Origin of the sequence: Streptomyces sp. NPDC001787 (genome assembly GCF_040297465.1) — a bacterium.
Lineage (GTDB): Bacteria > Actinomycetota > Actinomycetes > Streptomycetales > Streptomycetaceae > Streptomyces.
Genome location: NZ_JBEOZE010000015.1, coordinates 90,204 through 114,795, shown reverse-complemented (window position 1 = coordinate 114,795; position 24,592 = coordinate 90,204). Strand labels below are relative to the sequence as shown.

Sequence of the window (24,592 nt, the reverse complement as noted above, 5' to 3'; positions counted from 1 at the left end):
GGGCCCGCGGGGCGGGGTCGTCACGGTTCGGGCGCGAGGCGGGGGTCGTCCTCCAGCAGTTCGGCGTGAACGGCGACCTCGTCGAGAGGAGTGAGCGCCGGGGGCTGGCGGGTGTAGGTGCCCGGGGCAGGGGCGGTGTCGGCCCAGGGGGAGGTGGCCGCCATGAACTCCTCGGCGCCCACCGTGGTGGTGTCCCCGTCCGGTGTGCGGGCGCGGAAGGTCCAGTTCTCGGGGAAGCGCCAGGTGATGTGGTCCGGGCCGTCGTCCTTGACCGAGACCAGCGGCTCGCGGTGGTGGATGACCGCGTGCGGCCACGGGGTGCCCGGCGGGAGGGGGAGCCACCAGGTGGACGTGCCGCGGCGGACGCGGGAGGGGTGGAAGGCGACCTGGTACCAGGTCTTCGGCTCGACGGCCTGCGACGGGCCCGGCTGCGGGAGGGGGTTGGTCCGGTCCTCGTGCATCTGCTGCGCCGGCACTCTCATCACCCGGCGGCCGCCGAGCACCCTGAAGTGCCAGTGGGGGCCGAAGCGGACGGTGACATGGCCGGGCCGGTGCCGGCGCAGGAGGGTCGGCGGGTGTTCGAAGCGCAGGCCCTCCCACCGGGAGCACACCAGGCGCACCACGGCCACGGGCTTGCCGTGGTCGTTCGTCGTCTCGCTGACGTCCGCTTCCGGGACGTCGAACTCGCCCGAGGTGCCGTCCTCGTAGGGCGGCGGGCCCCAGTAGTGCCGCTCCGCCGGGTGGGACAGGCGGTGCGTGCGGTCCTGGTGGAACTGCTCGGCGGGCACCGAGCCGATGCGGGCGCCGTCATCGATCCTGATGGCCCAGGCGCCACCGATCCGGACCGTCAGCGGCCCCTGCTCCTGCTCCTGCTCCTGCTCCTGCTGCACCATCGACCTCGGCAGGAGCGCCGTGCAGCCCTCCCACCGTGAGTGCCTCAGCCGCACGCGGACGCACCGCTCGTCCTGGGTGTCCGCGGCGATGTCACCGGCGGGGAAGGTAAGGGTGTTCAGTCCGTAGGGGTCGAAGCCGAGGACCTGCTGTTGCGGAGTGCGGGGGCCAAGCGTGCCCTGCGCCGCCTTCTGGGTGAGGTGGCGGGTCCGCAGGTCGCGGTGGTCGATGAGCCACTTCGCGCTGGTGACCGCGGCGATGGCCGCGTGCGCGCTGTCCGTGTGCTGCAGGTGCTGCTCCAGGCGGGACCGCTGCTCCTCGCCGCCGGCGGCCCGGGCGGCCTGGATGAGGCGTTCGCGGGCGAGGGTGAGTCCGTCGAGCATCGACGCTCGGATCGTCTCCGCCCAGGTGATCTGCCGGGGCGATCCCTGCAGCGCGGGAAGGCCCGCGGAGCGGTTCGCCGCGGCGTCCCGTTCGGCGTCCTCGGCCCGCTGCCGGTCCTGCCGTGATTTCCAGCAGCTGCCGCAGTCGGAATTCTCCAACCACCGTGCGCGGTCATCACGTTGGGAGGACTTGCCGTAGAGCTGGACGGTTTCGTGGTGCCCGCAGGCGTGGGTGATGCCGTACTGGCCCATCATCCGCCCCCCGGCACCGGCCGTGTCCGGGGTGTGGACGCGGTCGTCCCCGGCATGCCGGGGGCGCAGGCCCGGTGCGGGCCTGGCCCCGTCGGGAGGACAGGGCGGCTCATTCCTGGGCCTCGCCGGGGGGCGCGGACTTTGGTCCGGTGGTGCGGGGGTACTGGCCGCGTGAGCGGCGCTGGGGCCACCATGCGTAGATCTCGGCGTAGCGCCAGCGGCGGCCGTCGGTGCCGGGAGCCGGTTCCGGGGCCGCGGGGTCGTTGCGCAGGGCGCGGTTCAGGGTTTCCCGGTGCACCCCGAGGTAGCGGGCGATCTGTGCCTGGTGCACGGGCTGGGCGGCCACCCGCGAGGGCGCGACGGGGCCGGGTCCTGTGGGCCGTCCTCGTGCGTAGGCGGCCAAGTGGGCGTCGACCGTCTGCGGCGAGTAGCTGAGTTCGCGCTCCACCCAGGGGCGGCCCTTCTCCTCGATGAGGCGGTGGATGAGCTCGGGGAGCGTCTCGCGCGGGGTCATGGGCCCTGACTCCGTTCGGTGGCGGTCGGGGCGATGGTACCGCCGCCCCGCGCACAGCCATCTACCCCGTACCGGCGGTCCCGTCCACCCCGTGCGCCCGGGAACGAACAGGGGACGCATGCGTCGCACTCGCTGCCTCCTGGTGAGCTCGTTGCGTTCCGGCCAGCCAACCACCTCCCACTGTCAAATCGTAACAAGATCATGTTGCGATTTGCTCGGTGCGGTGACACGGTGTCCAGGCCCGGCCGGCGAGGACATATGCGGCCAACAGCGGCCACTGAAGGAGGTGTTGACGGTGCCGTTCAACCTGCTCGAACGCCGGTGGCTGCCCGTGCTGACCCGGGACGGACCGGACCGGATGTCGCTGCGCGGCGCACTGGCAAGGGCCCACGAGGTGCGCCTCGCAGGGCTGCCGGAGGATCACACGGCGCTGCTGCGGCTGCTGCTCGCGCTCTACGCGTCGGCGGCCCGCCCGGCCGATACCGGAGAGTGGGACGCCGTCTGGCGCTCCCCCTCCCTGGAATCCGAGCGGACCGGCGCCTACCTCGACGCCCACGCCGACCGGTTCGACCTGTTCTCGCCCACGCGCCCGTTCTGGCAGTGCGCCGCGCTGAGCGAGCCGAACCGCGAGCCGGATGTGCTGGAGATCGCCACCTGGGGCTCGGGCGTCGCCCAGTTCGCCTCCCACCTGCTGTTACCGCCGGAGCCCATGGCCCCGCAGGACGCCGCCGTCGCCCTGGTCCTGATGCAGTCCTGGCACCCCGGCGGCATCCAGAGCGGGCACCCGGACGATCCGGCGTCCCGCGCCGGAAAGGTCTACGGCGGCAAGGCCTCCCCCCTGAGCTCCATCACCCACCTGCGCATCACCGGGCAGACCCTGAAGGACGAGCTGCTGCTGAACTGCCCTCCCGGACAGCGCAGTTTTGGCGACCGGCCGGTGTGGGAGCGTGATGCCCCCGCAGCGCCGATGCTGGCCCGCGAGCCGGACGGCCCACTGGATCTGTGGACCTGGCCCACCCGCCGCGTCCGTCTCTTCCCCGACGAGGACGGCCACGTCACCGATGTCGCCGTGCACGACGGCGACCGCCCCGCAGACCCCGGCGCGGCCGCGGTCCGGTGGGATCCGGGCGCGGCGGTCACCGCGCGCGGGACCCGGCTGGCCATCACGGACGCCGGGCGGCAGCCCCTGCCCTGGGCGGCCGCCCGAATCCTGGCCCCGGAACACGACTCGGGCGGCTGCACAGTCCTGGAGCACCTGGCCGCCGCCGCCGAACGCGGCACACTTCCACCGCAATCCACCTGGCAGGGGGTCGCGCTGCGCGCGGAGCACACCACCGCCCACCGCGCCGCGCTCTCCGGCATCGTCGCGCTGCACACCGCCCTGGGCCCCGCCGGTGTGCTCGGCGCCCCCGGCCGACGTGCCGCGTTCGCCGAGATGGCCGCCCTGCCGTGGCTGGTGCAGCGGCAGATCACCCGGACCGCCTCCGAGGCCCTGGGCATCATCTCGGCGATCGCCGCCGCCCGCCCGGGCCTGTCCCTGGCCGCCCACCTCCTCTACGCGTGGGAAGAGTTCGCCGAAAACCCGGACGCCGGCGCCGACGGCTGGGTACAGGTCCTGGCCGCCGCCGTGGACCGCGTCGCGGACTCCGCGGGCGGCGACCTGATGGCCGCCGCCCGCATCCGCACCGACGCCCTCGCCACGCTGCCCGCACCCGTCGACCTCCCGGAAGAAGGCCGCCCATGAGCCCCGGCCCCGATCAGCCCGACCCCGTCGCCGAACGCGTCCGGAGCGTGGCCCACACCATGCTGAGCAGCACGCAGTCCCGCTGGTCACTCCCGCACAACCGCCCGGCCCTGCGCCGCGACCTCCCCCCGGACGAACCCGCGCTGTGGATGGCGCTCGACCTCTACCGCCTCCACCCCGACGACGGCGCCCTCGACGCCCCGGTGTTCACCCGGGCCGCGACGGCCGTCGCCGCGGCCGCGCAGCTGTGGGCCCGCTCCGGCATCACCCACCGGGCAACCTCCCCCGACCACGACACCACCCTGGGAGCCGCCCTCGCCCGGGCCTCGCGCACCAGCCCCGGCACCCAGGAGCGCTTCACCCGCCTGCTCCAGTCGAGCACCCTCGACGAGATCCGGACCGTGCTGCGCCCGCTCCTTCACCAGCTCCCGGCCGACGCCCGCCTCGACGTCAGCGCCCTGGCGGCCGACTTCTGCACCCTCCAGTCCCCCGCCGGTTCCCGAACCGTCCGACAGGACTGGGCGCGGGCCTACACCGGAACCAAGGCCCGCTCACGCCGCACCCCGACCCCCGCATCCGCCCCCGGAAAGGCCGATCCCGCATGACCGTCCACCTCACCCTGCACGCCCTGCACACCCTGCCGCCCAGCAACGTCAACCGGGACGAGACCGGGGCACCGAAGACCGCCACCTACGGCGGAGTCCTGCGGGCCCGGGTCTCCTCGCAGGCCTGGAAGCGGGCCATGCGCCTGCGCTTCACCACCGCCGGACTCGTCCCCGCCCAGGACCTGTCGGACCGCACCCGCCACGGCGTCGCCCAGCTCGCCAAGGCCATCACCGCGCTCCGCCCCGGCCTGGAGGGCACAGCGGCAGCCGATCTCGCCAAGAAGGTCCTGGTCTTCGCCACCGGCGCGAGCGTCGAAAGCCCCAACGCCCGCCGCACGGCCACCGAGGGCGCCACCCCGACCACCCGGGAAACCCTGTTCCTCGGGCGCCGGCAGATCGACCGCATCGCCGAGCTCGCCGTCCAGGGCGCCGACGACATCACCGCCCACCTGAAGACCAAAGCGAACGCGACCGCGATCAAGGAGGCCGCCTCCTCCCGCGACGCGGTCGACATCGCCCTGTTCGGACGCATGATCGCCACCGGCGACAACCTCACCGTGGACGCCGCCGTCCAAGTAGCCCAAGCACTCGCCGTCCACCGCACCCCCGTCGAGAGCGACTTCTTCACCGCCGTCGACGACCTCGCCTCCGGCGACGACCACGGCGCCGGCATGATCGGACAACGGGAGTTCCTCTCCTCCACCCTCTACCGGCACGCCGCCCTCACCGGACCCGACCTCGCCGCCAACCTTGCCGACTACGCCGGCACCATGGACCTCGCCCAGGTGACCGCCGCGTTCGTCCGGGTTTTCGCCGAAGCCGTCCCGGCCGGACACATCACCTCCTACGCCCACACCACCCGCCCCGACGTCCTCATCGCCACCGTCACCGGCACCCCCCTCAGCCACATCGGCGCCTTCGAGACCCCGGTCGAGACCGTGTCCGGGGGAGGCCATCTGGCCCCCGCCGCCGAACGCCTGGCCGAGCACATGAAGGCCACCGACACCGCCTACGGCGACCCCACCGCCCGCTCCTGGCTCCTCACCCTCAACCCGAACGCCACCGAACCCCTCCACGCCACGGCAACCCGCGTCACCAACCTGACCGAACTGGCCGAGGCCGCCGCCGGTGAACTCGCCCGCCGCACCCAGGAGAAGACCCTGAAGGAGCCGGTGTGAGCGTCCTCGTCCTCGTGCTGGCCGGGCCCCTGCAGTCCTGGGGAAGCAGCAGCCGCCACTCCCTGCGCGACACCGACCCCCACCCCACCAAGTCCGCCGTCATCGGCATGCTCGGCTCCGCCACAGGACTGGCCCGCACCGACACCGCAGGCCTGGCCGAACTCGCCGCCCTCACCTTCGCCGTACGCACCGACCAGCCCGGCACCCGCCTCCGCGACTTCCACACCACCCACACCCCCACCGGCAAGTCGATGCCGCTGTCGAACCGGTTCTACCTCACCGACGCCGTCTTCACCGCCGCCCTCGCCGGCCCCGCCCCCCTGCTGGAACACCTCTACCAGGCCTTGCTCAACCCGGCCCACCCTCTGTTCCTCGGACGCCGTTCCTGCCCCCCGGCCCGGCACCCCGCCCACAGCCTCCACCCCGAGGCCACCGACCCCGTCACCGTCCTGGAGACACTGCCCTGGCAGGCCGCCGACTGGTACCAGCACCGGCACCCCCGCCACCGCATGCGACTGCACCACGACACCGACCCGGCCAACCCGGCTGCCCGCCTCCACCCCGACCAGCCCGCCGACTTCACCCCCGGCCACCGGCGCTACCGTCCTCGGCCGGTCGCCACCCGCACACTCCCCCCTCCCCCGACGGCAGGAGGAGACCGGCCCGGACCTCTGGACTTCTTCGACGCCCTGGACGGTTCCACGTGAGCCACCTGACCCGATGCCGCCTCAACCCCGCCCGCGCCCGCCACCTGACCGCCTCCCCCAGCGCCTCCACGCCGCCGTCGCCTCCGCCTTCCCTCCGCCTTCCAGCGGAGAAGGACCCTCCCACCGCGTTCTGTGGCGTCTGGACGAGACCCTCCTACCGCACCGACAGCCCGTCCTCCTCATCGTGAGCTCCACGCGACCCGATCTCACTCATGTCATCGAGCAGGCCGGATGGCCCCGCCTCGCCACTCCGCGGACGCCCGGGTGGGAAACCCGGCCCTACGCCCCGGTCCTCAACGCGCTCCGCCCCGGCCTACGCCTGCAGTTCCGGCTCACCGCCAACCCCACCCGCGCCGCCTTCCACCACGGCCGCCGAGGAGTTCGCACCGCCGCGACCACACCCGCCCAGCAAATCCAGTGGCTCCTCGACCGCGCGCCCAGAGCTGGATTCGGCATCGCGTCACGAAACGAGCAGGACGACCGGCCCCATGTCACCGTGGCCGGCCACCAGGTGCTCGACTTCGCCCGCGCACCCGGCGGGCAGCGCGGCAAGAACGTCCGCATCCACTCCGTCACCTACGAAGGCCACCTCCACGTCACTGACCCCGACGCGCTGCGCCACGCCCTCACCCAGGGCATCGGCCGCGCGAAGGGCTACGGGTGCGGCCTGCTCACCCTTGCCCGCGCACTACAACCCGACTGACCGGCCCCCGTCGCGCTGCCCCGATACGCACGGTGAAGCCACGCCCGTCGGTGAGCAGGAGGACCGGCCGGTCCCGGCGGTGAACACGGCCGTGCGAGTGAACGGCTGCCCCAGGGCGCCAGCCCGCGCCCCCTACGTGAACCCACGCTCCGGACGAACATCAGCACCCCGATACACAAGGAGTTCCATGAGCAACACGCCTGCTTCCCGCGCACCGCGCACCGTAGTCGCCACTGCCTCCCGCGAAGGCACGGACGGCCCGATCGCCGACGCCGTCCGTCAGTACACCGCCGCTGACCTCACCACCGCCGTCGCTGTCGTCGACGGTGCCGGCCACAGCCCCGAGGCCGTGGAAATCGCGCCGGTACTCGCCGAGGTCGCCGCCAGGAACGGCGCCGTGCACTTCGCGGTGCGCGGAGTGCTGTCCGCCGCCGGTCTCGTCTCCGACCGCGGGCCCGACGGCGACGGCCCGCGGGCTGTCGCAGCCGTAGTCGTCTGTCCTCCCACCGACATGACAATGGCGGCTTGGTCAGGAGACTGCCGTGTTCACGGGTGGAACGGGCGCCGCCTCACCCTCCACTCCACCGACCAGACGGTGGCCGAACAGATGCGCCAGTACCTCGGCCTCACCGACCCTCTGCCTCCAGCCGCCAGCGACCACCTGCGCGGCGACTTGACCAACGCCACCCTGGAAACAGTGCCAGGCGTACGGATCGCCGCCGACGAAATGATCATCGTCACCAGCGACGGCGTACACGCCCAGATCGACGCCGACCAGTTCGAACAACTCGTCCAGAGGCACGCCGCCGACCCGCAACTGCTCGCCACCGAGTTGGTGGCCGCCGCCCGACCGACCGCCTCGGGATACCGAGACGACGCCACCGCCGCTGTCATCGTCCGGCCGGAGGCTCGGCGGGAAGACTAGCCGGGCCACTGGTCCGAATCTCGCTACCGAGAGAGGCGATCGAGCCATGCGGTGCCCTCGGCGATGTGCGTGGACGGTGAGGAAAGACGGTGTCAGATCGGAAGCACAGGAGCATGCTCCTTGATCCCTTACCCCTCCTCGCTCCTGCGGGGCCGGGGCACCAAGGGCAGGGGCTATCCGGTGCCGTGGGGTCCGCTGGGCGGCCGGGGGGCTTGGTGGTGGGGGTGCTGCTGGAGGGAGTGGAGTGTTTCTCAGGGTGCGCAGGGTGAGGCAGCGCAGGACGCGTAGTCGGCGGGCGGGCATGTCAGCTCTCCCGGTCAGGCTCGTCGGACAGCTCCAAAGTCACGGGGGTGGTGCCGGTGGTGGCTGAGCTGACGTGGGTGGTGTGGCGGGTGGGACGCAGGCCCATGCCGGTGAGGTCGTCGAGGTCGTGGAGCGCGCAGAGGAGCACGGCTGCGGCCGGGAGGGTTAGGGGGGTGGTGGGGCTGTACCCGAGCAGGGCGGCGGCGTCCGGTTCGGTGCGGGCCGCATGGCGGGCGTGGGCGAGGACCTGGCGGGGGTCGGTGACGGTGAGGTCGTTGACCTGGATGTGCTGGACGTGGACGCGCAGGTCGAGGGGGCGGGCGGGTGCGGGGCGAGGGGCGGCGATGGCGGGCAGCAGGCTCGGGTGGGTCATGAGGGTCATGAGGTGGGCTCCAGGGAACGGGGGGCCGGGACGAGGGTGAGCGGTCCGGCGGGGGTGGGGGTGGCGGGGGCGAGGACGGCCCAGGCGCGTGAGCGGTAGGGGTGGGAGGCGCGGCTGTGGCCGTGGCGGGCTGCGAGGTGGCCGACGATGACGAGGCCGCGGCCGTGCTCGTCGCTGTCGGCGTGTTCGTCGGGTCGGGCGGCGCGGGGTGCTGCGGGCCCGCCGTCGTCGACCTGGACGTGGTAGCTGCCCTGGTGGTCGCGGCTGAGGTGGGCCCGGATCGGGCCGGTGGTGTGAATGATTGCGTTGGTGACCAGCTCGCACATCACCAGCAGGACGTCGTCCGTCTCCTCGCGTGTCGCGTCCCAGCGGGTGAGGGCCTCGGCAACCCAGGCTCGGGCCTGTTGGCAGGCGCTGGGGCGGTGGGCGAGGTGGAGGCTGGTCCGGGTGCGCCGGCGGGCGGTGAGCTGGGTGGTCATCAGAGGGCTCCGCAGGGTGTGAGAAGCGTGGGGGCCCGTTTCCACCGGGTGGTGTGCGGTGGATTCGGACATACTCACCATGAGAGCGCCGCGCTTTCGTCGCAAGGCGCGTTGTGTGCACTGTGCGCAGTCTGCGCGGAGTGTCGGATGGAACGGCCGGAACAGTTGGGAGGCGTCCATGGCACGCGAGAGGTCGGGCCGGACGGCGCAGCACCTGGTCCTCGTGGCCCGTCTGCGGCGCCTGCGGGAGGGTGCGGGTCTGTCGGTCCCCCAGGCCGCTGAGCAGCTGGGATGGCACCCGTCGACGCTGCGGCGGCTGGAGCAGGCGCAGACCAGTCTCGACGTGGGGCAGGTTTCCGCCCTGGTGGCTGCATACGGGGCGGGTGCGGCGGAGGCCGGGGACATCATGGGCCGGCTGAACGCGGCGAGCATGCCGGGCTGGTGGCATCCGTGGCGTGACGCGATGGACCCATGGCTGATGGACCTGATGAGTGTGGAGTCCGCGACGAACTTCCTGCGGGTGTGGGATCCGGGCCTGGTGCCGCTGCTGCTGCGGTCCCCCGCGTACGCGATGGCCGTCGATGCCGTCCAGCGCCCGGAGCTGGACGAGGCGGCGCGGCGGCGGCGCGCGGATCTGCTGGTGGAGCGTCAGCAGCGGTTGCGTGAGCAGCAGACGCGAGTGTGGGCGGTATTGCCGGTGTCCGCGCTGCGCTGCCGGGTGGGCGGGGCCGAGGTGATGTGTGAGCAGTTGTCCTCGCTGCGGGCAGCTGCCGATCAGCGGGAGCTGACGGTGCAGTTGCACGGTGAGGACGCGCCGCCGCATCCGCTGACCGGGGTTCCAGCGCTGAGCCTGTACCGGGTGGAGACTCCGGAGATCGCGGACCATGTGGTGCGTGAGGGCGGGCTGCCCGGAACGGCGGACGTGTGGGACACCGACTCCCCTGTGCAGGAGTTCCGGACGATGCTGGACGTGTCGTGTGTGATGGCGATGAAACCGACCGCAACCGATGAGGTGCTGCAGGATGAGTACGACCGGCAATCCGGGTGAGCTGCCCCCGCAGATCGACACGAGCGTCGCGCATTCCGCCCGGGTCTGGAACTACTGGCTCGGCGGGAAGGACAACTTCCCGGCGGACCGGGCCGCGGGTGACGCCTACCGCGAGCACTACCCGCTGATCGAGACATTCGCCCGGGAGTCGCGGGACTTCCTCCGGAGGACGGTCACCTACCTCGCCAGGGACGCCGGCATGCGCCAGTTCCTCGACCTGGGCGCCGGACTGCCCACGGCGAACAACACGCACGAGGTCGCCCAGCGGATCGCCCCGGAATCCCGGATCGTCTACGTCGACCACGACCCCCTGGTGCTCCTCCATGTCCACGCGCTGCTGACCAGCAGTCCGGAGGGTGCGACCGCCTACGTCGAGGCGGACATGCGCGACACCGACGCCGTCCTCGAAGGCGCGGCCGTCACTTTGGACCTGGACGAGCCGGTCGCGCTGGTGATCTCCGACGTGCTGGGGCACATCGTGGACTGGGACGACGCGCTGTCGCTGGTGCGGCGGCTGGTGGAGCGGCTTCCCTCGGGCAGCTACCTCGCGCTCAGCCACTCCACCGCCTCCGACGAGACGCACCGCGCCGTCCAGGACGGCTACAACAAGAGCGGCGCGATCCCCTACATCTTCCGGGAGCCGGAGACCACGATCGCGTTCTTCGAGGGCCTGGAGATGGTGGAGCCGGGGATGGTGTCCTGGCCGAACTGGCGGCCCGACGCCAACACCGGCACCACCACCGACCGGGCCGGCTGGGGAGCCGTCGCCCGCATCCCCTGACACACCGGCACCCGCCGCGCCACGCACGGACCGACTGAACGTGCGCGGCACGCAGCGCCCGCCCACGCTTGAACCATGAGCAGCACCACAGGCACGACGCAGCCCGCCGGGGCCGCAGACCCGTGGGACGAACGGGAGGCCGGGGGGCGGCTGCTGCGGGCGGCGACCCGGTCCGGTGCGGACCTGATCAGCGAGGCCGCGTCCCTGATCCAGGGGTGGGCGGTGCTGGCCGACCCAATCGCCGGCGCCGTCTACAGCTCCCCCGCCACGGCTGCGGCCGACGGCGTCCACGCCGCCGCGGCCCCACGTAAGCACCCGCACCGCGTCCTGCGCCCCGCGGCCGGAGCCGTCCTCGTCCTGGGCCCTGCACCCACCGTGCCCGCCGACCGCACCGGCCTCGTCATCACCACCACCGCATCCCTCCTGGAGGTACGGGCGCGCCGCGCGGCCGAGCTCCTGGCCGAGCAGATGCGGCTGCACACCACCCTGATCCGGCTGCTCCTGGCCGGCCACACCACCACGGTCACCGACACCCTGGGCGGCACCGGTCTCACCCACGTCACGCTCTACCGGCTCACCGGCCCCGACATCCCCACCGCCCACCAGGTCCTCTGGCGGGCCGCCCGCCCCTCCCTGACCCCCCACGCCGGAGCCTGCACCCTGATGGGCCAGCTCGACACCGAACTCGTCGTCGCCGAGCTCCACCAGGACGGTGACGACGGGCGGATCCTGCGCCTGGTCTCCCGGGTCAGCGACCGGCACAGCCTGATCGCGGGCATGGCCGGACCGGTCCCCCTCACCGACCTGCCCACCGCCCACAGCGACGCGGGAGCCGCCCGCCACAGCGCCACCGCCACACGCCGGATCATTCCCGCCGCGGCCACCGGCGCCTCCGGGCTCGCCCGCCTCCTGCCCCCGCAGCCCTACACCTCCTGGGCCACGACGGTGCTGCGCCCGCTGACCCCTGATCACCGGCACCTGCTCGACGTGTGGCTGCGCACCGGCACCGCGAACGCCGCCGCCGGTGCGCTCAACGTGTCGCCCGGCACGGTGAGAGCCCGCCTCGGCCACCTCACCGGCCTGCTCGGTGCGGACCTTCCGGACGCCGCCGTACGGGCCCGCCTGCTCCTCGCCCTTCGCGCACCCACCGGCACTCAGGACTCCCCCACGCCGGGCCCCTACGTACTGGGCACTCTGCCGGCGGGGATCCTCGACACCGAGGCCGCCCGCACCTGGGCCACCGGCCTGGTCGGCGACCTTCAGCCGCACCTGCGGATCGCTCTGGCCTGCTGGCTCCGGCACCACGCCAAGACCGCCCCGGCCGCGACCGAGCTGCACGTTCACCGCACCACCCTGGCCACCTGGCTCACCCAGTGCGCCGAACACCTCGGACAGAACCTCGACGACGCCACTGTCCGCACGGAGCTCCACCTCGCGCTGGAGGCCACACGAACCGGTCCTGACGACCCGGCAGCCCTCCCCCGGCGCGGCGGCCGAACCTACCGCCGCCTGTAGTCTCCGCTCCCCTCCGTCGGGGCCGTGCTGAACACCCGGGTCCACGATCTCGGCATGGCGACCGCGCTTTGGTAACCGCACCACGGCGAGCACCGCCCGCAGCCGGGCGTCCTGGCCTATGCTCGGGCTGTCTCTTCGCGGCGGCAGAACTACCGAAGGGGACGTGGCAAGTGCCGGGGGCCGGCACCTGAGCCGCGCCCACCGCCTCCCGGCGCCCGCTCGCTGCCAACTGCGGCTGGTGGACGTCGACGTCGAGCGGAAGCCCGACCAATTCGGCCAGGCACTCAGCCCAGGGCCGGACAGCGGGGCGGGGCTGGGTCTGGTCACGGAACTACGACAGATCCGCGAGGTACTCCTTGATCAGTGTCTGGGCCACACGCGAACGTGTCTCCGCGACCCTAGCTTCCACGATGAGCATATTCTCCTTCGTCGACCACGGGCCGAGCTGCGCCATGTTCTGAACCTGATCAGCTTCCTCATTGGCTACTGCGGAGGACCTGAGCGATTGCATCGCCCGGCTGCGGCGCTGCTCCAGCAACTGACGGGCCCGGTCGTACTCCGCCCATGCTCGTAGCTCGGGAGCACCGGCGGCCTCGGTCCCAACGTCCTGGACGACCTTCCAGTTGTCCCGCTCGACCTGGGCCTCCAGGTCGCTGAATGCCTCCGTGTCACCGAAGTCGGCCTTGAGAGCGAGGACGATGTCGACGGCCTGGCCGACGAGGCGCCGGATGCTGTCACCCAACGCGCATACCGGGCAGCACCCGTGAGCGTCCGGCTTCCCGCACTGGTGGCACGGCGCCACGGCCCACACCGCCTTCTGCTGGGCCCGCTGCTCAGCGACCGCACCATCCCGCGCTGCGCGTTCCGCCGCCGCCGGCTCCCGCCGCCCGACGTCGTACGCGGCCTGCTGTTCGAACCGGCCCCGCAGCTCCTGCTCGTACAGCGGGCGAAGCTCCTCTGGGGTGGCCCGCGGGTACCGTGCGGTGACGGCGGCCGCGGCGGCCTGGCACAGTCCGCGGCAGTCACCGATCAGGCACTCGCAGCTCTGGCAGGGGCCACCGGTGTCCATCCGGGTGCCGTCGTCGCAGGTCTGGGACCAGCACCCCTGGGCCTGCGGCATCGGCCTCGACTCTGGCTGCAAGGTACTCGGCCCTGTCCCTTCGGGCGTAGGCGACCCAGCGGAGTGCGGTGTGGCGGTGCATCCCAGGCACGTCGGCGAGGATCGGGCTGGGGAGATCAGCCGCGAGGGCGGCCAGCGCCGCGTTGCGCGCGGTGCGAACCGGGATGCCGTGCCTGTTGAGCTTCTGGGTCATGCCGTGCGTCGAGATCGGCTTTCCCGGGACCATGCCCGGAAAGAGCCACCGAGGACCTGGGTGATCTCGCGAGAGCTGCGGCCGCAGCTGGGGTTGCTCGGAGAGGTACCGCAGAAGCTCGGCGAGTCTTGGAGGCAGCAGGACGGGGTGGCGGCCCAGGACGAGGTGGGCGTGCTTGTCGCCGAACTTGAGGTGCTCGGGCGTCAGGTGGCAGAGGCGTTCGGTGGACGGGCCGAACAGCAGGGTGATCGCGCCGGCAGCGCGGACGTCCGTGGGCAGGGCATCGTCGGTGTCCCGTCTCAACTAACCCAGTCCGCGCCGTTTCGTCTCACCGAAGCCAGTCGACGCAGGCCGGCACCGGGGCCTCGGTGGGTGCGCCCGGCCAGGCCGTCTCAACGAAGTCAGTCGACCCAGGTCAGGCGCTGGCCGTCGACTTGATTCATTGAGACGGGACAGACGGTCAAGCAGCGCTGGAGAAGTGGCCATCGATCGTCCTCGTCCCGTTCTCGCGAGTCTGGCCTCGCAGCAGACTCAGGATTCGATGGTGTCACGGCCACTGTGTCTCCTCTCGAAGTCGGCACTTCGGCGGCCCTTGAGAGTCGCCGACGCGGCGGGCATCGCCTCTCGTGTGATTGCGGGGCAATCACTGCAGACACTCCGGACGGCATCGCCCTCTGTGCGACTACCTTGCAATCAGCCGCGCCACTCCCACAGGGCATCGCCTCTCCAGTGATTGCGGGGCAATCACCGGAGAGGCTCCCATTGACTACGAGCGATCTTCCTTACATTTCGGCCACTTTGAACCTCTACATCGAGTGCTCCCGCTTCGGACCCGCGGCCGCGACGGATAGGCTCAGCGGCTGAGACCCACTACATCAGCACCACCCCACCCGGAGACCTCATGGTCGGAATGCCGAACAAGAACCTCGCCGCCGCCCGGACAGCAGCCTCGACACAGCGGCTGTTCAGCCAGGCGACGGCCGAACTACCCATCACGGACCTCTTGCCGAGCCCGGAGAACGGCCGCAAGAGGATCCGCAACGTCGAGGGACTTGCCGATTCCTTCGACGACGACGGAGTGGTGCAAGCCCTTACGGTTGTCACCGCAGCGACGTTCGTCGACCACTACCCGCAGCACAGGGAGTACGTCGAGGCATCCAAGAAGCCCTACGTAGTCCTGCACGGTCACCGCCGTCTCGCTGCGGCAGAGCGACGCGGGCTAGAGAAGGTCCCCGTCTTCCTCCGCAAGAAGATCGACGGATCCATTCGGTTGGCGGCCATCAAGGAGAACGAGCAGCGGCTAGGACTGGACCCGATCGAGCAGGGCGAGGATTACCAGAAGGCTCTCAACGAGCTGTCCATCTCGCAGCGTGAGCTGGCAAGAAGGCTGGGCAACACCTCGCAGACTGCAATCTCCCACCGCATCAAGCTCCTGAACCTCATCACCCCGCTCCGCGAAGCAGTCGTCGACCACTGGTGCAAGAAGAACGGTCTCGAGGTCGAGCACAGTGGAAAGCTGCTGCTACCTGTTAAAGAGGCAGCAACCGTGCTGGCCGGCCTCCGTGAGGCTCTGCAGCAGGCGTTCGTCGACGGAAAGCTCTCGTTCTCCCAGGCCGAGACAATCATCAAGGGCAAGGTGCCGATCGAGGAGCAACAACTGCCCTCTTCCGCTCCGGAACCGGAACCAAAGCCAAGCCTAGCCCCGGAACCGGAACCGAAACTGGAACCGGCTCCGAACCCGGAAGTGAACCAGGAGCCCGTCGAGAAGGAGCCCCACACCAGTCAACGGCAAGAGGCTCCCGCAGAGGACGGATGGGGGACGGACAAGTCCGCCCCCCTTCCTACTCAGCGAGACTCGGGCAACAACGACGAGCGCCCGGATAGCGAGGGCCAAGAAGGCGCTTCAAAGGCGGAAAGTAGTCCGGCTGGCAACCTGGCTCCCGCGCCAGATGCGCCCGCCTCCGAGGAACCCTCCCCGGCCAACTCTGCAGTCGCCACACTCACCGAGCGGGGCGTCATTCCCGTTACCACGGTCAAGGACATCTACAAGGGCCTCAAGGAACGGCTCTCTCGCAAGGAGTTCGAGGAGCTACAGGACCTCATCCTGAGCGACTGAGGCGCTTCCGCCCTGTTCGCCAGTCGCCTCGTTGTCACTCCGGACAGCGAGGCGACTGGCTTTTGCGTACGCTCCCGCGATATCGTGCGGCCAGCATCCCCTCCCCCGCCGTGCCTGCCGCGCTCTCCTCGCGCCGGCCTCGGGCACGCGAGTGATTGCCCCGCAATCACTTCACTCCCCCGGCGTTCGCCATTGCGCCTACTGGCACCTCCGGCGGACCACTCGGCGGGGACCGTATCCAGCCCGCGTACGCACGCGAAACGGGATCAAACCTCCGGGCGTTCCACCACTCCCCCGCCGACGGCAGCCCGTGCGTGATTGCGCCACAATCACTATGGAGAAGTTCATGACCATCCAGGTAGAACGCATCCCCCGGATCATCGCGCTGGCCAACCAGGTCGGAGGCTCTGGCAAGTCCACCTCTGTGGTGAACCTCGGGGCACAGCTTGCCGATTTTGGACTCCGCGTCTTGATCCTCGACGCTGACGACCAGTGCGACGCCTCGGTCGCGCTCGGCTACGAGTACCCCGACCAGATTGTGGACCAGAAGACCATCTACCACTGCCTCACGGAGAAGAACACCAAGCTCAGCGAAGCGATCGTCCCTGCCCTTTGTGGCCCGTACGGCGCGGAAGACACCAAGATCATCGAAAACCTCTTCCTGGTCCTCGGCTCAGGTGAAATGGAAAACGCCGAGCAACACCTGACGACAACCATGGGCCGAGAGCTCTGGCTGCAGAGCCTCATCGAGCCGATCAAGGGGGACTATGACGTCATCCTCCTCGACTGCCCCGGATCCCTCGGCCTCGTTGTGATCGGTGCGATTCTCGCCAGCGACGAGGTCGTTGCCTGTATCAAGCCGGGTTACAAGGAGCTGCGAGGACTCACCCGGATCGAGCAGAAGATCGAGATGGTGAGGGATACTTTCGGCGCCAACGGTGCCCATGCCGAGCTGACCGGCATCCTCCTGGTTGACGTCCCTACACACCGTTCTCAAGGCGCAGTGTGGGACGACGGCAAGAAGATGGCTCAGGAGACTTACGGCGACCTGGTGCTGCCCGCAGTCCGACGCTCCACGAAGATCCCCGAGTCGTACGCCCACCAGAAGGTCCTGCTGTACTTCGACCGCGCCGGGGAGGCAACCGCCGATTACCTTGCAGTCGCTAAGCGCATGGGGTTCAAGCGACGCGCGAACCGGTGATTGCCCCGCAATCACCCAACCCGACGTAGCTGGCACTCAGCCAGGTTCGACCGGGGGAGTGACCGCAACGCCACCGCTCCCCCGGGCCAGCCTCGACAGACAAAAAAATCTACTGAATCCAGGAGTGGGCGCCCGCTGACGAGAGCCCACAGCAGTACGCTCTACCAGTCTCTTTGCCCTGACCAAGTACTGCATCGTCAACTCGACTGCGCCGCCCAACCGCAGCGTCACCCACCGCAGGCAGCTATCAGGCCCTAAAGTCACTGACCGCGCGTACCGCTGAGTGCAGATAGTGCGTGCACTCAGCGGTACGCCAAGACAACTGTCCCGTCTCAATGAATCAAGTCGACGGCCAGCGCCTGACCTGGGTCGACTGACTTCGTTGAGACGGCCTGGCCGGGCGCACCCACCGAGGCCCCGGTGCCGGCCTGCGTCGACTGGCTTCGGTGAGACGAAACGGCGCGGACTGGGTTAGTTGAGACGGGACAACAACACGGCTTCCTCCCCTCGTCGGCGACCACTCCAGCCCAGTAGTGATTGCTCCGCAATCACTACGCCCTAAGGTCAGCCTCATTGCGGCGCGATAGACTCAGAGTTCCGCCGGAGGTGCACGCATGCGTCTGGTGGGTCTCCAGAACCCCCTCGCGCGGTGGCGCTTCCATGTCGGTGCCATCGAATGCCGCATCACACCTGCGAGGGAGCATCTGCATTCGCGCCTGGGCGATTTTCCGCCTGACCGGTTCTGACCAACGTGGCGCCCGAACCGACATCGTCAGGGGAGCAGTGCAGCGCCTCGGAGGCCCTCGTGCGTCCTGGAGCCCCTTCGAGCCCCAACCGCGCCCCCGCACGTAAGGGCACCGGTAGGTGAGCCGGCCGAGCCCTTGGGCGAGACCGTGAACCGACGGGCCCGACACCAATCCACCATCAGCACCACGCACTGGCCCTCGCCGAGGAGCGCCCAATATCCGTTGGGCGGGGGGCGTGCGTGCGGACGATGGCGCACGGCGCCCGGGTGAGCGGTACTGAACTCCGCCCTCCGGAGTGGCCGGGGGAGCGGCTGCTTCACCGCTTGGCCGTGACGGACGCGGCGTTCACCTTCGAGCTCGGCGGTGCCCGGGTGCTCTCGGAGCGCGAGGTTCGACGTGCTGAGGCAACTACGTCAGGGCGCGCGGAGCAGGTCGCTGCGGTGCTGACGAGGCAGCCCGATTCCACGCTCGACGGCCGGGGGCGGGAGCGGTTCTTGTGTGCCCCTGTCGGAGCGGGCGGGCGGGTCCACTATCCGGATCTTGTGGTTGCCGCGCCGCTGGGCCTGGTGGCCGACTTTCAGGCAGGTGTCGAGCCGCACTTCGAACTTGACGACGTTCCTGCCGTCGTGGAGCTCACCAGGGCCGAGCGGCGGTGAAGACCGCAGCGCGGATGCAGGTCGGCGCGTACACGGACGCCACCACGGTGCGCCGGGACTTCCTCGACCGGCGGGTGGAGATACCGGGAACGGTCGGGTTCGGCACCGGTCGGGCCAGCCTGCCGGTCGTCACCGATCATGACGGGTTCCTGCGGCCGACGTTCGTCCAGAGTGTGCCCGGCTCGGGTAAGACGGTCGTGACCAACTCGGTCGGCGCGCAGTTCGTCGGGCTCGGGTCAGGCTGGGTGGTGGTTGACTTCAAGGGCGGCCGAGATGTGGCCGCGCACTACGCGGAGGTTGCGCAGGTCCACGGGCGGAGCTTCCTCCACTTTGATCTGGCCGACCCCGAACGGCTCGCCGTCACCGGCCAGTGAGCAGGCCCTTGAGGATGCCGCCACTGTAGGAAACCCGCGCGGTGAGGGGGCGCACCAGGTGGCGCATCGACGTGCTCGCCGGAAACCGGATCCGGCCGATTGGTAGTTGCAGGTCGAGCGGTGCTCCGGGGGGCAGTACGTGGAAGCCGTCCTCCTCGTAGTACGGCGCGAGATGGGTCTGGTGGGCGTGAATGCCTCCGAGCATCACTTCGTACCCCTGGTCGGTGTAGGAGCGGACCAGGGTGTCGACGAGCCGGTGGCCCAATTTGTGGCCGCGGGCGCTGTCGGCCACGGACACCGCCTCCAACTCGACGAGTGTCGTTGCCAGGGTGAGGCAAAGCTCCCGGCTCAGTGTCGCCCCCATTGCCATCAGCCAGTCGAAGGGTGGGCTCGCGTGGGCGAGACCGACGGCCGGGCCTGCAGGGGATTCGTGGGCGAGGAGCAGGGTCGTGGTGCCGAACTGGGCGGGCAGCCGCATTCCGGTCCGCATCCGCTGAACGATCTGGTCGGGCATCGCCGCGTCTATGAAGTTGACCGGTTCCAGCAGCGCTCGGACCGTCCTGGCGTCGTCGTCCGGGGAGGCCGAGCAGATGATATACCGCTCGTCCAGGGCAGCCTCAGACCGAAGCGGCCCTTTGCGGCGTTCTGCAGGTCGTCGAGAAGCTCGTCCCATACCCCTTATCCTCTCACTCTGCTGTGCCCGGGAAGGGCAGTGGTCCCCTTCCCGGACTGCGCCGCGCTGCGTCCCCTGAACCCGTGCCGAGCCCCATCACGAGAGCGCTCGCAGCGCAGTAGGGGACCGGGCAGGCGCACGTTCGAAGCCTGCGGCGGGCGCCGCCTGTTGGCACTGCATATGGGCGGTGGCTGGGCGACTGCACGTTTGCCGGGCCCGTGCGCACGCGTCCGCAGTGTCCGCTTGGGTGACTAGAACGTGAGCGTCGGAATACCGCACCTCAACATGTCTCCTGCACTCTTGGCCGCTGCGGCTTTCAGCTCGGCGTCCTTGCACACGCTCGCCGCTCCGGCGGTGGACGCTGTGCTGAACAACCTCGGCACTGGAGTAGAGGTGGTCGGGCTCTCCCTGGCGGGAGTGATGATCGTGGTCCTCGGTATCAAGGTCATCATCGCGATGAAGGGGGGCCAGAGCCTGCGTGAGGAACCAAGCTCCTTCGGCCCATGTCAGGGGCTGAAGGGGCTGAAGGTTCAGGTCTCGACTGCTGCGCGCTCCCTGGTGACCCAAGAGCGCTCTTCGGTAGACCTTGAAGTTCAGCCCCTTCAGCCCCTTCGGAGGGTCCTGGGTCCATCCTGACCTGCGGAAACACCTTCAGGGACTCAAGGACTAGAGCGTCCCAGCTCAACCGACCCGTCGCCAGCCGGTAGAGCCCAGGCTGCTGACGAAACGCACCGAAAGCGGACCATCAGACTCCCGTGGGAGTTATCGCTCGCCGCTGCGACCGCTCGGTCTTCATCCCCGTACGACGAGCGGCAACAGTCAGCGGGTCTACAGCCTCGCCTGGCGAGCCTGTCCGGTAGTCACCGTTGGGCGCGGAGTCACGGTCGTGCGGGACTAGGAAGAAAACGCGGCGACGGAACAGGCTTGTCTCAGGGTCCCGCGCCACGGCTGATTTGAGCTCTGCGTAGCCCACCAGGCGACCCAACCCATCGAAAGGAGGCTTCCCGACGCGGTAGGGGCTGCCGTGGACAGCCTGTCGCACGTACTCCAAAGTCGTGATGTCCTCCAGCCAAACGATGTTGGCTTCTCCGGTGACGTCAGTGTCAGTGAGTAGCGAGCTCATGCTGTCCGCACCCCTTTCCTGCTATCGGTTTCCTCGGGTCAGTGGGGGAAGCCTCGGATGCCCGCGTCTACCGTCCCTCGCCAGTTTAGTAGGGTTCAGCGACGTTGCGTAGAGGCCGTCCATCACCCGGTTTGCACGTTTCGTGGGTGCTTCGGACTACTCATGCCCATCCCGCAACAACAGGCCTGGATAGAACCGAACGCCGTTCGACTTGATCATCTCTTCTGCAGACTTCAGACCGAGCTCCTTGCGTACTCGGTCTGCGAAAGCGCGACTAGAGGCCGGCTTCACCTCCTCACCTACGCACCAGGACTTGTAGATCCGGTGGAGCCTGGACTGGAGCACCTTCTCGTCCGGCTTCTTCTCGGTTGCGTCGCTGAGGAACCGGCCGATGTGGTCTTCAGTTGCCTCGTAGGCTGCCTTGGCCGTTCGGACTCTCTTCGGGCCGTCGAGGTTGTCTCGATCAGCACCAGGAGCACGGGTCGCGAGGAAACGGCGTGACCCCTCAATGAGCCACGCAAGGATGCCGGGCCCTTCCTCCTCAACCAGGATGCGGGCCAGGTTATCGATCTTCTTGTCGTCCGGGATCTTGTGCTCAAAGGGAATCAGGCGAAGCCGCCGCCAGAAGGCATGGCCCCCGGTTGCAACCTCCGGGTAGTGGTTGCCCAGGAGCCAGAGATGGTGGGTCGGAGGGAAGGTGAAGTAGTCCTGCCTCATGCGACGCGCGGTCACCGGCTCGCCACCGGTGAGCTGCTTCATCCGCACCTCGTTGAACCTGTCCGTGGCCTTCAGCTCACTGCACACCACGAGACGCCGACCGTACAGTTCAGTCAACTCCGTCGAGTGCTCGTTGTAGCCACCCCGGTCCATAAGGAAGCCTGGAGGAGCTGCATGTGCGTAGTCGCCGAGGATCTGCACGACCAAGTCCAGTAGCACAGACTTCCCATTCGCCCCGTCCCCGTGGCAGAAGGGCAGGACTTGGGCGCCGACATCACCGGTGATCGAGTACCCCAGCAGGACATGGAGGTAATCGATCATCTTCTTGCCGTCTGCATCATCACCAAAGGTGTCGATGAGGAATCGGTAGAACCGCGGCGTGTCCATGCGCACAGAGGGAGCGACGCGTGTGCAGCGGGAGTTGAAGTCTCGCGAGGGGTCGGCCGCCCGAAGCTGGCCCGTTCGTAGGTCGACCACGCCGTCTGGAGTGCACAACGTGTACGCGTCGCCGTCAAGCTGGCTGGCGTCCAGCGAGAGGGCGGGGGATGCCTTCGCCTGGTGCAGCATCGCCTTCATCCCGCTCGTCGACGATGAGTAGCGGCGATGGCGGACCACCTCTTGCGGCGAGAAAACCCCGGATGGGTCCTTGGTTGGCATCTGAGCAGCCATGTCTCCAGCGGCCCAGATCGCAGCGTTCTCACCACCCCTCAGTTTCCATCGCACGCCGTCCCAGGAGTACCAGCCGTTCCCGTCTACGTAGCGGAACTTCCCTCCGTACATGGAGGCGAACAACTCTGCGTTTGCTCGGTCAGTGAGATCGTGCGGGAGCCTCCTCTCTGGACGACTGCCAGGAGGAGGGCTGGGGGACTCGTCGACGTAAACACTCGCTTTCTGCGCGGGCAAGCTGGGTTCGACAGTCTCGACGGACGGGGCGTTGAAATCGAGCATCTGCTGCGCGACGGCTTCTGGGTCGAAGCCAGTCTGGCTTGCCGGAAGGCGGTCGCTGGGGGTGCTCATGAGCGTCCTTCGAGGTGAAGCGGGCGCCTGGCACCCGCCGTGAGTCCGTCGCTGATGATCCGGGCGATCTTGTTCCGCTGGTTGGGCCGTGCCGATTCCGCAGCCTGCGTCAGCCGCTCGACTGCGTCGTCTCTGGACAGGCGGCCTGCCCCTACAAGGCCTCCGCTGGTGAAGGCGGCCTTGTTCAGTTTGACCGTAAACCCGGTTCCCTCGTTCGCCATCGAGCAAGCTCGGACGTCGTCAAGTAGCCTGCTCAGTCCGTCCACAGGCTCGTTGGTCCGTCGGTTCAGAGGTCGGCTCACTCTGCCCGAGTCCGTCGGTGATGAAGTTATGCCATGACCGGTCCGGATCAGCTCTTTGGCCAGCCACTGTGGAAGGGGCGCAGGGTTTCGGGCTGCTCCCAGAGGTCTGTAGTTGCCCTTCCCGGTGCGCATGAACGGTGCTACGACGTACCCCTTCTCTGCCCGCACATCGACCTGCCAGGCCAGGGCAGCTGTCACTCCGGCACCAGTTGCGCCGGACGAGGACCTCAGCTGCAAGCCGTGAGGCAGCATGTACCAGATATGCAGGCCTCCGGACGCTGTTTCCACCCGCAGCGTGCTCTCGTCGTGGCAGGGGTTCTTCTGCCGAAGGTAGGCCGCCAGCAGCGCCAGCGTATGGAACCCGTTCTCAAGGCCGGCCAGGTCGATCGACGGATGAATGCTGACTCCCGGCAGAAGTCGGTCTCGTTGAGGCTGCTTACTGGTGTGCGCATCCACGTCGAGGACCACCACCTGTGCCGGACCGCACGACACCCCCACCCCGAGGCGGGGCTGAACACCCCACCACTTCCGAATGCGGTCGAGGTCAGTAGTCGCAGCATGGAAGCCATGGCACCACCGGCCAGCCTGGAGACACGGGCACCCTACGGGCGTGTGCTGCTCCCGCTGACAACGTGAGCAGTTAGAGGCGGGGACCTTGCGCCCAGGGGTCAGCGGAAGCACCGGCCAGCCTCTCTGCGCGCACCAGATCGCCGTATCCACCAAGGACGGCCCCGGTGGCGCGGCGGAAGCTTCTGGAGGGCGGGTCATGCTTGCTGATCCTTGGTGAGGTTCTAGACACGCCACTGGACTTCTGGGAAACCCGCAGGTCAGAGGCGTGTCTATGAAACAGGAAGGGGCTATAGGGGCTGAAGTTTCAGGTCTGCTGGTGCGAGCCTAGCGCAGCGGTGGTCCGGCCTTGGGACGTGCGGGAGAATGTTCGACGCGATGCCTCAGATTCTGCCCCTTCAGACCCTGCGAGGGTCATGGCAGCGGTGCGCCGACGCTCATCGCAGGGACGGAGGGACTCGACCCTAACGCTAGTATCGATGCATTTAAGACCGAATTGGCGGTTCTGTGAGGGTCGGAAGGGGCTGAATTTCCAGCACGAGGAATTCGCCACGGAGGGCATGCAGCAAGACTGCGGCCTCCGCCCGTCGCTCTTGTCCAGTCCGGCCGGATCTTGTCGCTGTCCCACTACGTTTTGCCGCTCGCCAGGTCGGAGCACTCCGATCCGGGGCTGCTCCGCAGGTCAGGGGCGGTTTGGCTATTCGTTGCTCGGTGACAACATCAAGCGGGACTCTGTCGGAGAAGTCGGGCCCGAGCGACAACGTGTTGTGGGATTCGGCCGCTTCGGCGTCCGCTGGACTTTGCCTCTACGCAGGTCAGGGGCTCGCCGAGCGGCAACTCACAACGGGACGGGACAGCTCTCACGCATTGGCCGAAGGGTTGTCGACTCGGCGTCAAAACGCCGGCAGACGACCTTCGGTCTCAACCAGTCGAGGACCTCCGACCGCCTCAGGGACCAAACTCCGCCTCTGAGGGGCTGAGCCCCCGCCTGGGCGGCTCGGTATTTACGCAGGTCACAACACATGTCTCGTCCCAATCAGGGTCTGAAGGGGCTGAACTTCCTAGTTATCAAGCGCTGGAGCCCTTGCTCGCGCGGGCGGCCGCGTGCGCGATGAAAACTGCTTCCTTTTTCACGCGCGCACATCTAGATCCTTGAGGTGATACGCGCGCCCGCATACCCCTGTACGCAAGACGCCTAGTAACCTGGAAGTTCAGCCCCTTCAGACCCTGACTCAGAAAAGAAAATGCTCTGACCTGGTGTTTTGCAAAGGGGCAGACGGACTCAGGCAGGGCCGCAACAGGGCCGCCCCGCCCCCAGGCACGTTTGAGCCCCTGGTTTCTGTCACCTGCAGATTCAAAATGGCGGGCCTGTCCTGC

General features: G+C 69.1%; 23 protein-coding genes. 13 read left to right on the top strand and 10 right to left on the bottom strand.

The window, feature by feature from the left end:
* Positions 1 to 20: 20 nt before the first annotated feature.
* Positions 21 to 1,529, bottom strand: coding sequence for a hypothetical protein (locus ABT170_RS21465; protein WP_351869675.1), 1,509 nt, complete (start codon positions 1,527 to 1,529; stop codon positions 21 to 23).
* Between the two features lie 106 nt (positions 1,530 to 1,635).
* Complete coding sequence (locus ABT170_RS21460) at positions 1,636 to 2,040, bottom strand: helix-turn-helix domain-containing protein (protein ID WP_351869672.1); 405 nt, start codon at positions 2,038 to 2,040, stop codon at positions 1,636 to 1,638.
* 295 nt (positions 2,041 to 2,335) lie between these two features.
* Here ABT170_RS21460 and casA point away from each other — a divergent pair, with 295 nt between their 5' ends.
* From casA to ABT170_RS21430, 6 genes are all read left to right on the top strand, one after another.
* Positions 2,336 to 3,784: a type I-E CRISPR-associated protein Cse1/CasA gene (gene casA, locus ABT170_RS21455; RefSeq protein ID WP_351869669.1), complete on the top strand. Its 1,449-nt coding sequence runs from the start codon at positions 2,336 to 2,338 to the stop codon at positions 3,782 to 3,784.
* Positions 3,781 to 4,389, top strand: a complete 609-nt coding sequence (gene casB, locus ABT170_RS21450) for a type I-E CRISPR-associated protein Cse2/CasB (protein ID WP_351869666.1) — start codon at positions 3,781 to 3,783, stop codon at positions 4,387 to 4,389. The genes casA and casB overlap by 4 nt, the downstream gene beginning before the upstream one ends.
* A complete protein-coding gene (cas7e, locus tag ABT170_RS21445; RefSeq protein ID WP_351869663.1) occupies positions 4,386 to 5,567 on the top strand; it encodes a type I-E CRISPR-associated protein Cas7/Cse4/CasC in 1,182 nt (393 codons plus the stop codon). The genes casB and cas7e overlap by 4 nt, the downstream gene beginning before the upstream one ends.
* Entirely contained in the window at positions 5,564 to 6,274 is a 711-nt protein-coding gene (cas5e, locus tag ABT170_RS21440; protein ID WP_351869660.1) for a type I-E CRISPR-associated protein Cas5/CasD, read from the top strand. The genes cas7e and cas5e overlap by 4 nt, the downstream gene beginning before the upstream one ends.
* A 13-nt stretch (positions 6,275 to 6,287) precedes the next feature.
* Positions 6,288 to 6,977, top strand: a complete 690-nt coding sequence (gene cas6e / locus ABT170_RS21435) for a type I-E CRISPR-associated protein Cas6/Cse3/CasE (protein WP_351869657.1) — start codon at positions 6,288 to 6,290, stop codon at positions 6,975 to 6,977.
* A 187-nt stretch (positions 6,978 to 7,164) separates the two neighbouring features.
* Complete coding sequence (locus tag ABT170_RS21430) at positions 7,165 to 7,902, top strand: hypothetical protein (protein WP_351869655.1); 738 nt, start codon at positions 7,165 to 7,167, stop codon at positions 7,900 to 7,902.
* 304 nt (positions 7,903 to 8,206) lie between these two features.
* Here the strand turns inward: ABT170_RS21430 and ABT170_RS21425 are convergent, their stop codons facing one another.
* Both ABT170_RS21425 and ABT170_RS21420 read right to left on the bottom strand, forming a co-directional pair.
* Positions 8,207 to 8,587: a hypothetical protein gene (locus ABT170_RS21425; RefSeq protein WP_351869653.1), complete on the bottom strand. Its 381-nt coding sequence runs from the start codon at positions 8,585 to 8,587 to the stop codon at positions 8,207 to 8,209.
* Positions 8,584 to 9,066 carry an ATP-binding protein gene (locus tag ABT170_RS21420; RefSeq protein ID WP_351869652.1) on the bottom strand — a complete coding sequence of 161 codons (483 nt, stop codon included), beginning with the start codon at positions 9,064 to 9,066 and terminating at the stop codon, positions 8,584 to 8,586. Before ABT170_RS21420 ends, ABT170_RS21425 begins: the two co-directional genes overlap by 4 nt.
* A gap of 178 nt (positions 9,067 to 9,244) precedes the next feature.
* On the opposite strand from ABT170_RS21420, the gene ABT170_RS21415 reads away from it, so the two are divergent.
* The 3 genes from ABT170_RS21415 (at position 9,245) to ABT170_RS21405 (ending at position 12,410) form a co-directional block, all read left to right on the top strand.
* Complete coding sequence (locus tag ABT170_RS21415) at positions 9,245 to 10,114, top strand: helix-turn-helix domain-containing protein (protein ID WP_351869649.1); 870 nt, start codon at positions 9,245 to 9,247, stop codon at positions 10,112 to 10,114.
* Positions 10,089 to 10,895 (top strand): SAM-dependent methyltransferase, encoded by an 807-nt coding sequence (locus ABT170_RS21410; RefSeq protein ID WP_351869646.1) that lies wholly within the window; start codon positions 10,089 to 10,091, stop codon positions 10,893 to 10,895. The genes ABT170_RS21415 and ABT170_RS21410 overlap by 26 nt, the downstream gene beginning before the upstream one ends.
* Before the next feature lie 75 nt (positions 10,896 to 10,970).
* Positions 10,971 to 12,410 carry a helix-turn-helix domain-containing protein gene (locus tag ABT170_RS21405; protein WP_351869643.1) on the top strand — a complete coding sequence of 480 codons (1,440 nt, stop codon included), beginning with the start codon at positions 10,971 to 10,973 and terminating at the stop codon, positions 12,408 to 12,410.
* 331 nt (positions 12,411 to 12,741) lie between these two features.
* Here the strand turns inward: ABT170_RS21405 and ABT170_RS21400 are convergent, their stop codons facing one another.
* A complete protein-coding gene (locus ABT170_RS21400; protein WP_351869640.1) occupies positions 12,742 to 13,530 on the bottom strand; it encodes a hypothetical protein in 789 nt (262 codons plus the stop codon).
* Positions 13,433 to 14,026: a hypothetical protein gene (locus ABT170_RS21395; RefSeq protein WP_351869637.1), complete on the bottom strand. Its 594-nt coding sequence runs from the start codon at positions 14,024 to 14,026 to the stop codon at positions 13,433 to 13,435. Before ABT170_RS21395 ends, ABT170_RS21400 begins: the two co-directional genes overlap by 98 nt.
* Positions 14,027 to 14,633: 607 nt before the next feature.
* Here ABT170_RS21395 and ABT170_RS21390 point away from each other — a divergent pair.
* The 4 genes from ABT170_RS21390 (at position 14,634) to ABT170_RS21375 (ending at position 18,816) form a co-directional block, all read left to right on the top strand.
* Positions 14,634 to 15,839 (top strand): ParB/RepB/Spo0J family partition protein, encoded by a 1,206-nt coding sequence (locus tag ABT170_RS21390; RefSeq protein ID WP_351869634.1) that lies wholly within the window; start codon positions 14,634 to 14,636, stop codon positions 15,837 to 15,839.
* A gap of 346 nt (positions 15,840 to 16,185) precedes the next feature.
* Positions 16,186 to 17,040, top strand: a complete 855-nt coding sequence (locus ABT170_RS21385) for a ParA family protein (RefSeq protein WP_351869631.1) — start codon at positions 16,186 to 16,188, stop codon at positions 17,038 to 17,040.
* A 1,075-nt stretch (positions 17,041 to 18,115) separates the two neighbouring features.
* On the top strand, positions 18,116 to 18,442 hold the full coding sequence (locus ABT170_RS21380; protein ID WP_351869628.1) for a hypothetical protein: 327 nt from the start codon (positions 18,116 to 18,118) through the stop codon (positions 18,440 to 18,442).
* Positions 18,439 to 18,816 carry a hypothetical protein gene (locus ABT170_RS21375; RefSeq protein WP_351869625.1) on the top strand — a complete coding sequence of 126 codons (378 nt, stop codon included), beginning with the start codon at positions 18,439 to 18,441 and terminating at the stop codon, positions 18,814 to 18,816. The genes ABT170_RS21380 and ABT170_RS21375 overlap by 4 nt, the downstream gene beginning before the upstream one ends.
* Here the strand turns inward: ABT170_RS21375 and ABT170_RS21370 are convergent.
* From ABT170_RS21370 to ABT170_RS21355, 4 genes are all read right to left on the bottom strand, one after another.
* A complete protein-coding gene (locus ABT170_RS21370; protein WP_351869622.1) occupies positions 18,803 to 19,330 on the bottom strand; it encodes a GNAT family N-acetyltransferase in 528 nt (175 codons plus the stop codon). The genes ABT170_RS21375 and ABT170_RS21370 overlap by 14 nt on opposite strands.
* Positions 19,331 to 20,234: 904 nt before the next feature.
* The gene (locus tag ABT170_RS21365; RefSeq protein ID WP_351869619.1) at positions 20,235 to 20,612 is read right to left on the bottom strand and encodes a DUF6009 family protein; all 378 of its coding nucleotides are present in this window, start codon (positions 20,610 to 20,612) and stop codon (positions 20,235 to 20,237) included.
* 156 nt (positions 20,613 to 20,768) lie between these two features.
* Entirely contained in the window at positions 20,769 to 22,346 is a 1,578-nt protein-coding gene (locus ABT170_RS21360) for a DNA primase family protein (RefSeq protein WP_351869617.1), read from the bottom strand.
* On the bottom strand, positions 22,343 to 23,416 hold the full coding sequence (locus ABT170_RS21355) for a bifunctional DNA primase/polymerase (protein WP_351869615.1): 1,074 nt from the start codon (positions 23,414 to 23,416) through the stop codon (positions 22,343 to 22,345). Before ABT170_RS21355 ends, ABT170_RS21360 begins: the two co-directional genes overlap by 4 nt.
* Between the last annotated feature and the right edge of the window lie 1,176 nt (positions 23,417 to 24,592).

Coding starts and splice junctions, on each gene's coding strand:
- ABT170_RS21385 (WP_351869631.1), top strand. CDS start 16,186: ATGACCATCCAGGTAGAACGCATCCCCCGGATCATCGCGCTGGCCAAC.
- ABT170_RS21360 (WP_351869617.1), bottom strand. CDS start 22,346: ATGAGCACCCCCAGCGACCGCCTTCCGGCAAGCCAGACTGGCTTCGAC.
- ABT170_RS21415 (WP_351869649.1), top strand. CDS start 9,245: ATGGCACGCGAGAGGTCGGGCCGGACGGCGCAGCACCTGGTCCTCGTG.
- ABT170_RS21425 (WP_351869653.1), bottom strand. CDS start 8,587: ATGACCCTCATGACCCACCCGAGCCTGCTGCCCGCCATCGCCGCCCCT.
- ABT170_RS21410 (WP_351869646.1), top strand. CDS start 10,089: ATGAGTACGACCGGCAATCCGGGTGAGCTGCCCCCGCAGATCGACACG.
- ABT170_RS21355 (WP_351869615.1), bottom strand. CDS start 23,416: ATGACCCGCCCTCCAGAAGCTTCCGCCGCGCCACCGGGGCCGTCCTTG.
- ABT170_RS21405 (WP_351869643.1), top strand. CDS start 10,971: ATGAGCAGCACCACAGGCACGACGCAGCCCGCCGGGGCCGCAGACCCG.
- ABT170_RS21465 (WP_351869675.1), bottom strand. CDS start 1,529: ATGATGGGCCAGTACGGCATCACCCACGCCTGCGGGCACCACGAAACC.
- ABT170_RS21430 (WP_351869655.1), top strand. CDS start 7,165: ATGAGCAACACGCCTGCTTCCCGCGCACCGCGCACCGTAGTCGCCACT.
- ABT170_RS21365 (WP_351869619.1), bottom strand. CDS start 20,612: ATGAGCTCGCTACTCACTGACACTGACGTCACCGGAGAAGCCAACATC.
- ABT170_RS21400 (WP_351869640.1), bottom strand. CDS start 13,530: ATGCCGCAGGCCCAGGGGTGCTGGTCCCAGACCTGCGACGACGGCACC.
- cas7e (WP_351869663.1), top strand. CDS start 4,386: ATGACCGTCCACCTCACCCTGCACGCCCTGCACACCCTGCCGCCCAGC.
- cas6e (WP_351869657.1), top strand. CDS start 6,288: ATGCCGCCTCAACCCCGCCCGCGCCCGCCACCTGACCGCCTCCCCCAG.
- ABT170_RS21390 (WP_351869634.1), top strand. CDS start 14,634: ATGCCGAACAAGAACCTCGCCGCCGCCCGGACAGCAGCCTCGACACAG.
- casB (WP_351869666.1), top strand. CDS start 3,781: ATGAGCCCCGGCCCCGATCAGCCCGACCCCGTCGCCGAACGCGTCCGG.
- ABT170_RS21370 (WP_351869622.1), bottom strand. CDS start 19,330: ATGCCCGACCAGATCGTTCAGCGGATGCGGACCGGAATGCGGCTGCCC.
- ABT170_RS21460 (WP_351869672.1), bottom strand. CDS start 2,040: ATGACCCCGCGCGAGACGCTCCCCGAGCTCATCCACCGCCTCATCGAG.
- ABT170_RS21420 (WP_351869652.1), bottom strand. CDS start 9,066: ATGACCACCCAGCTCACCGCCCGCCGGCGCACCCGGACCAGCCTCCAC.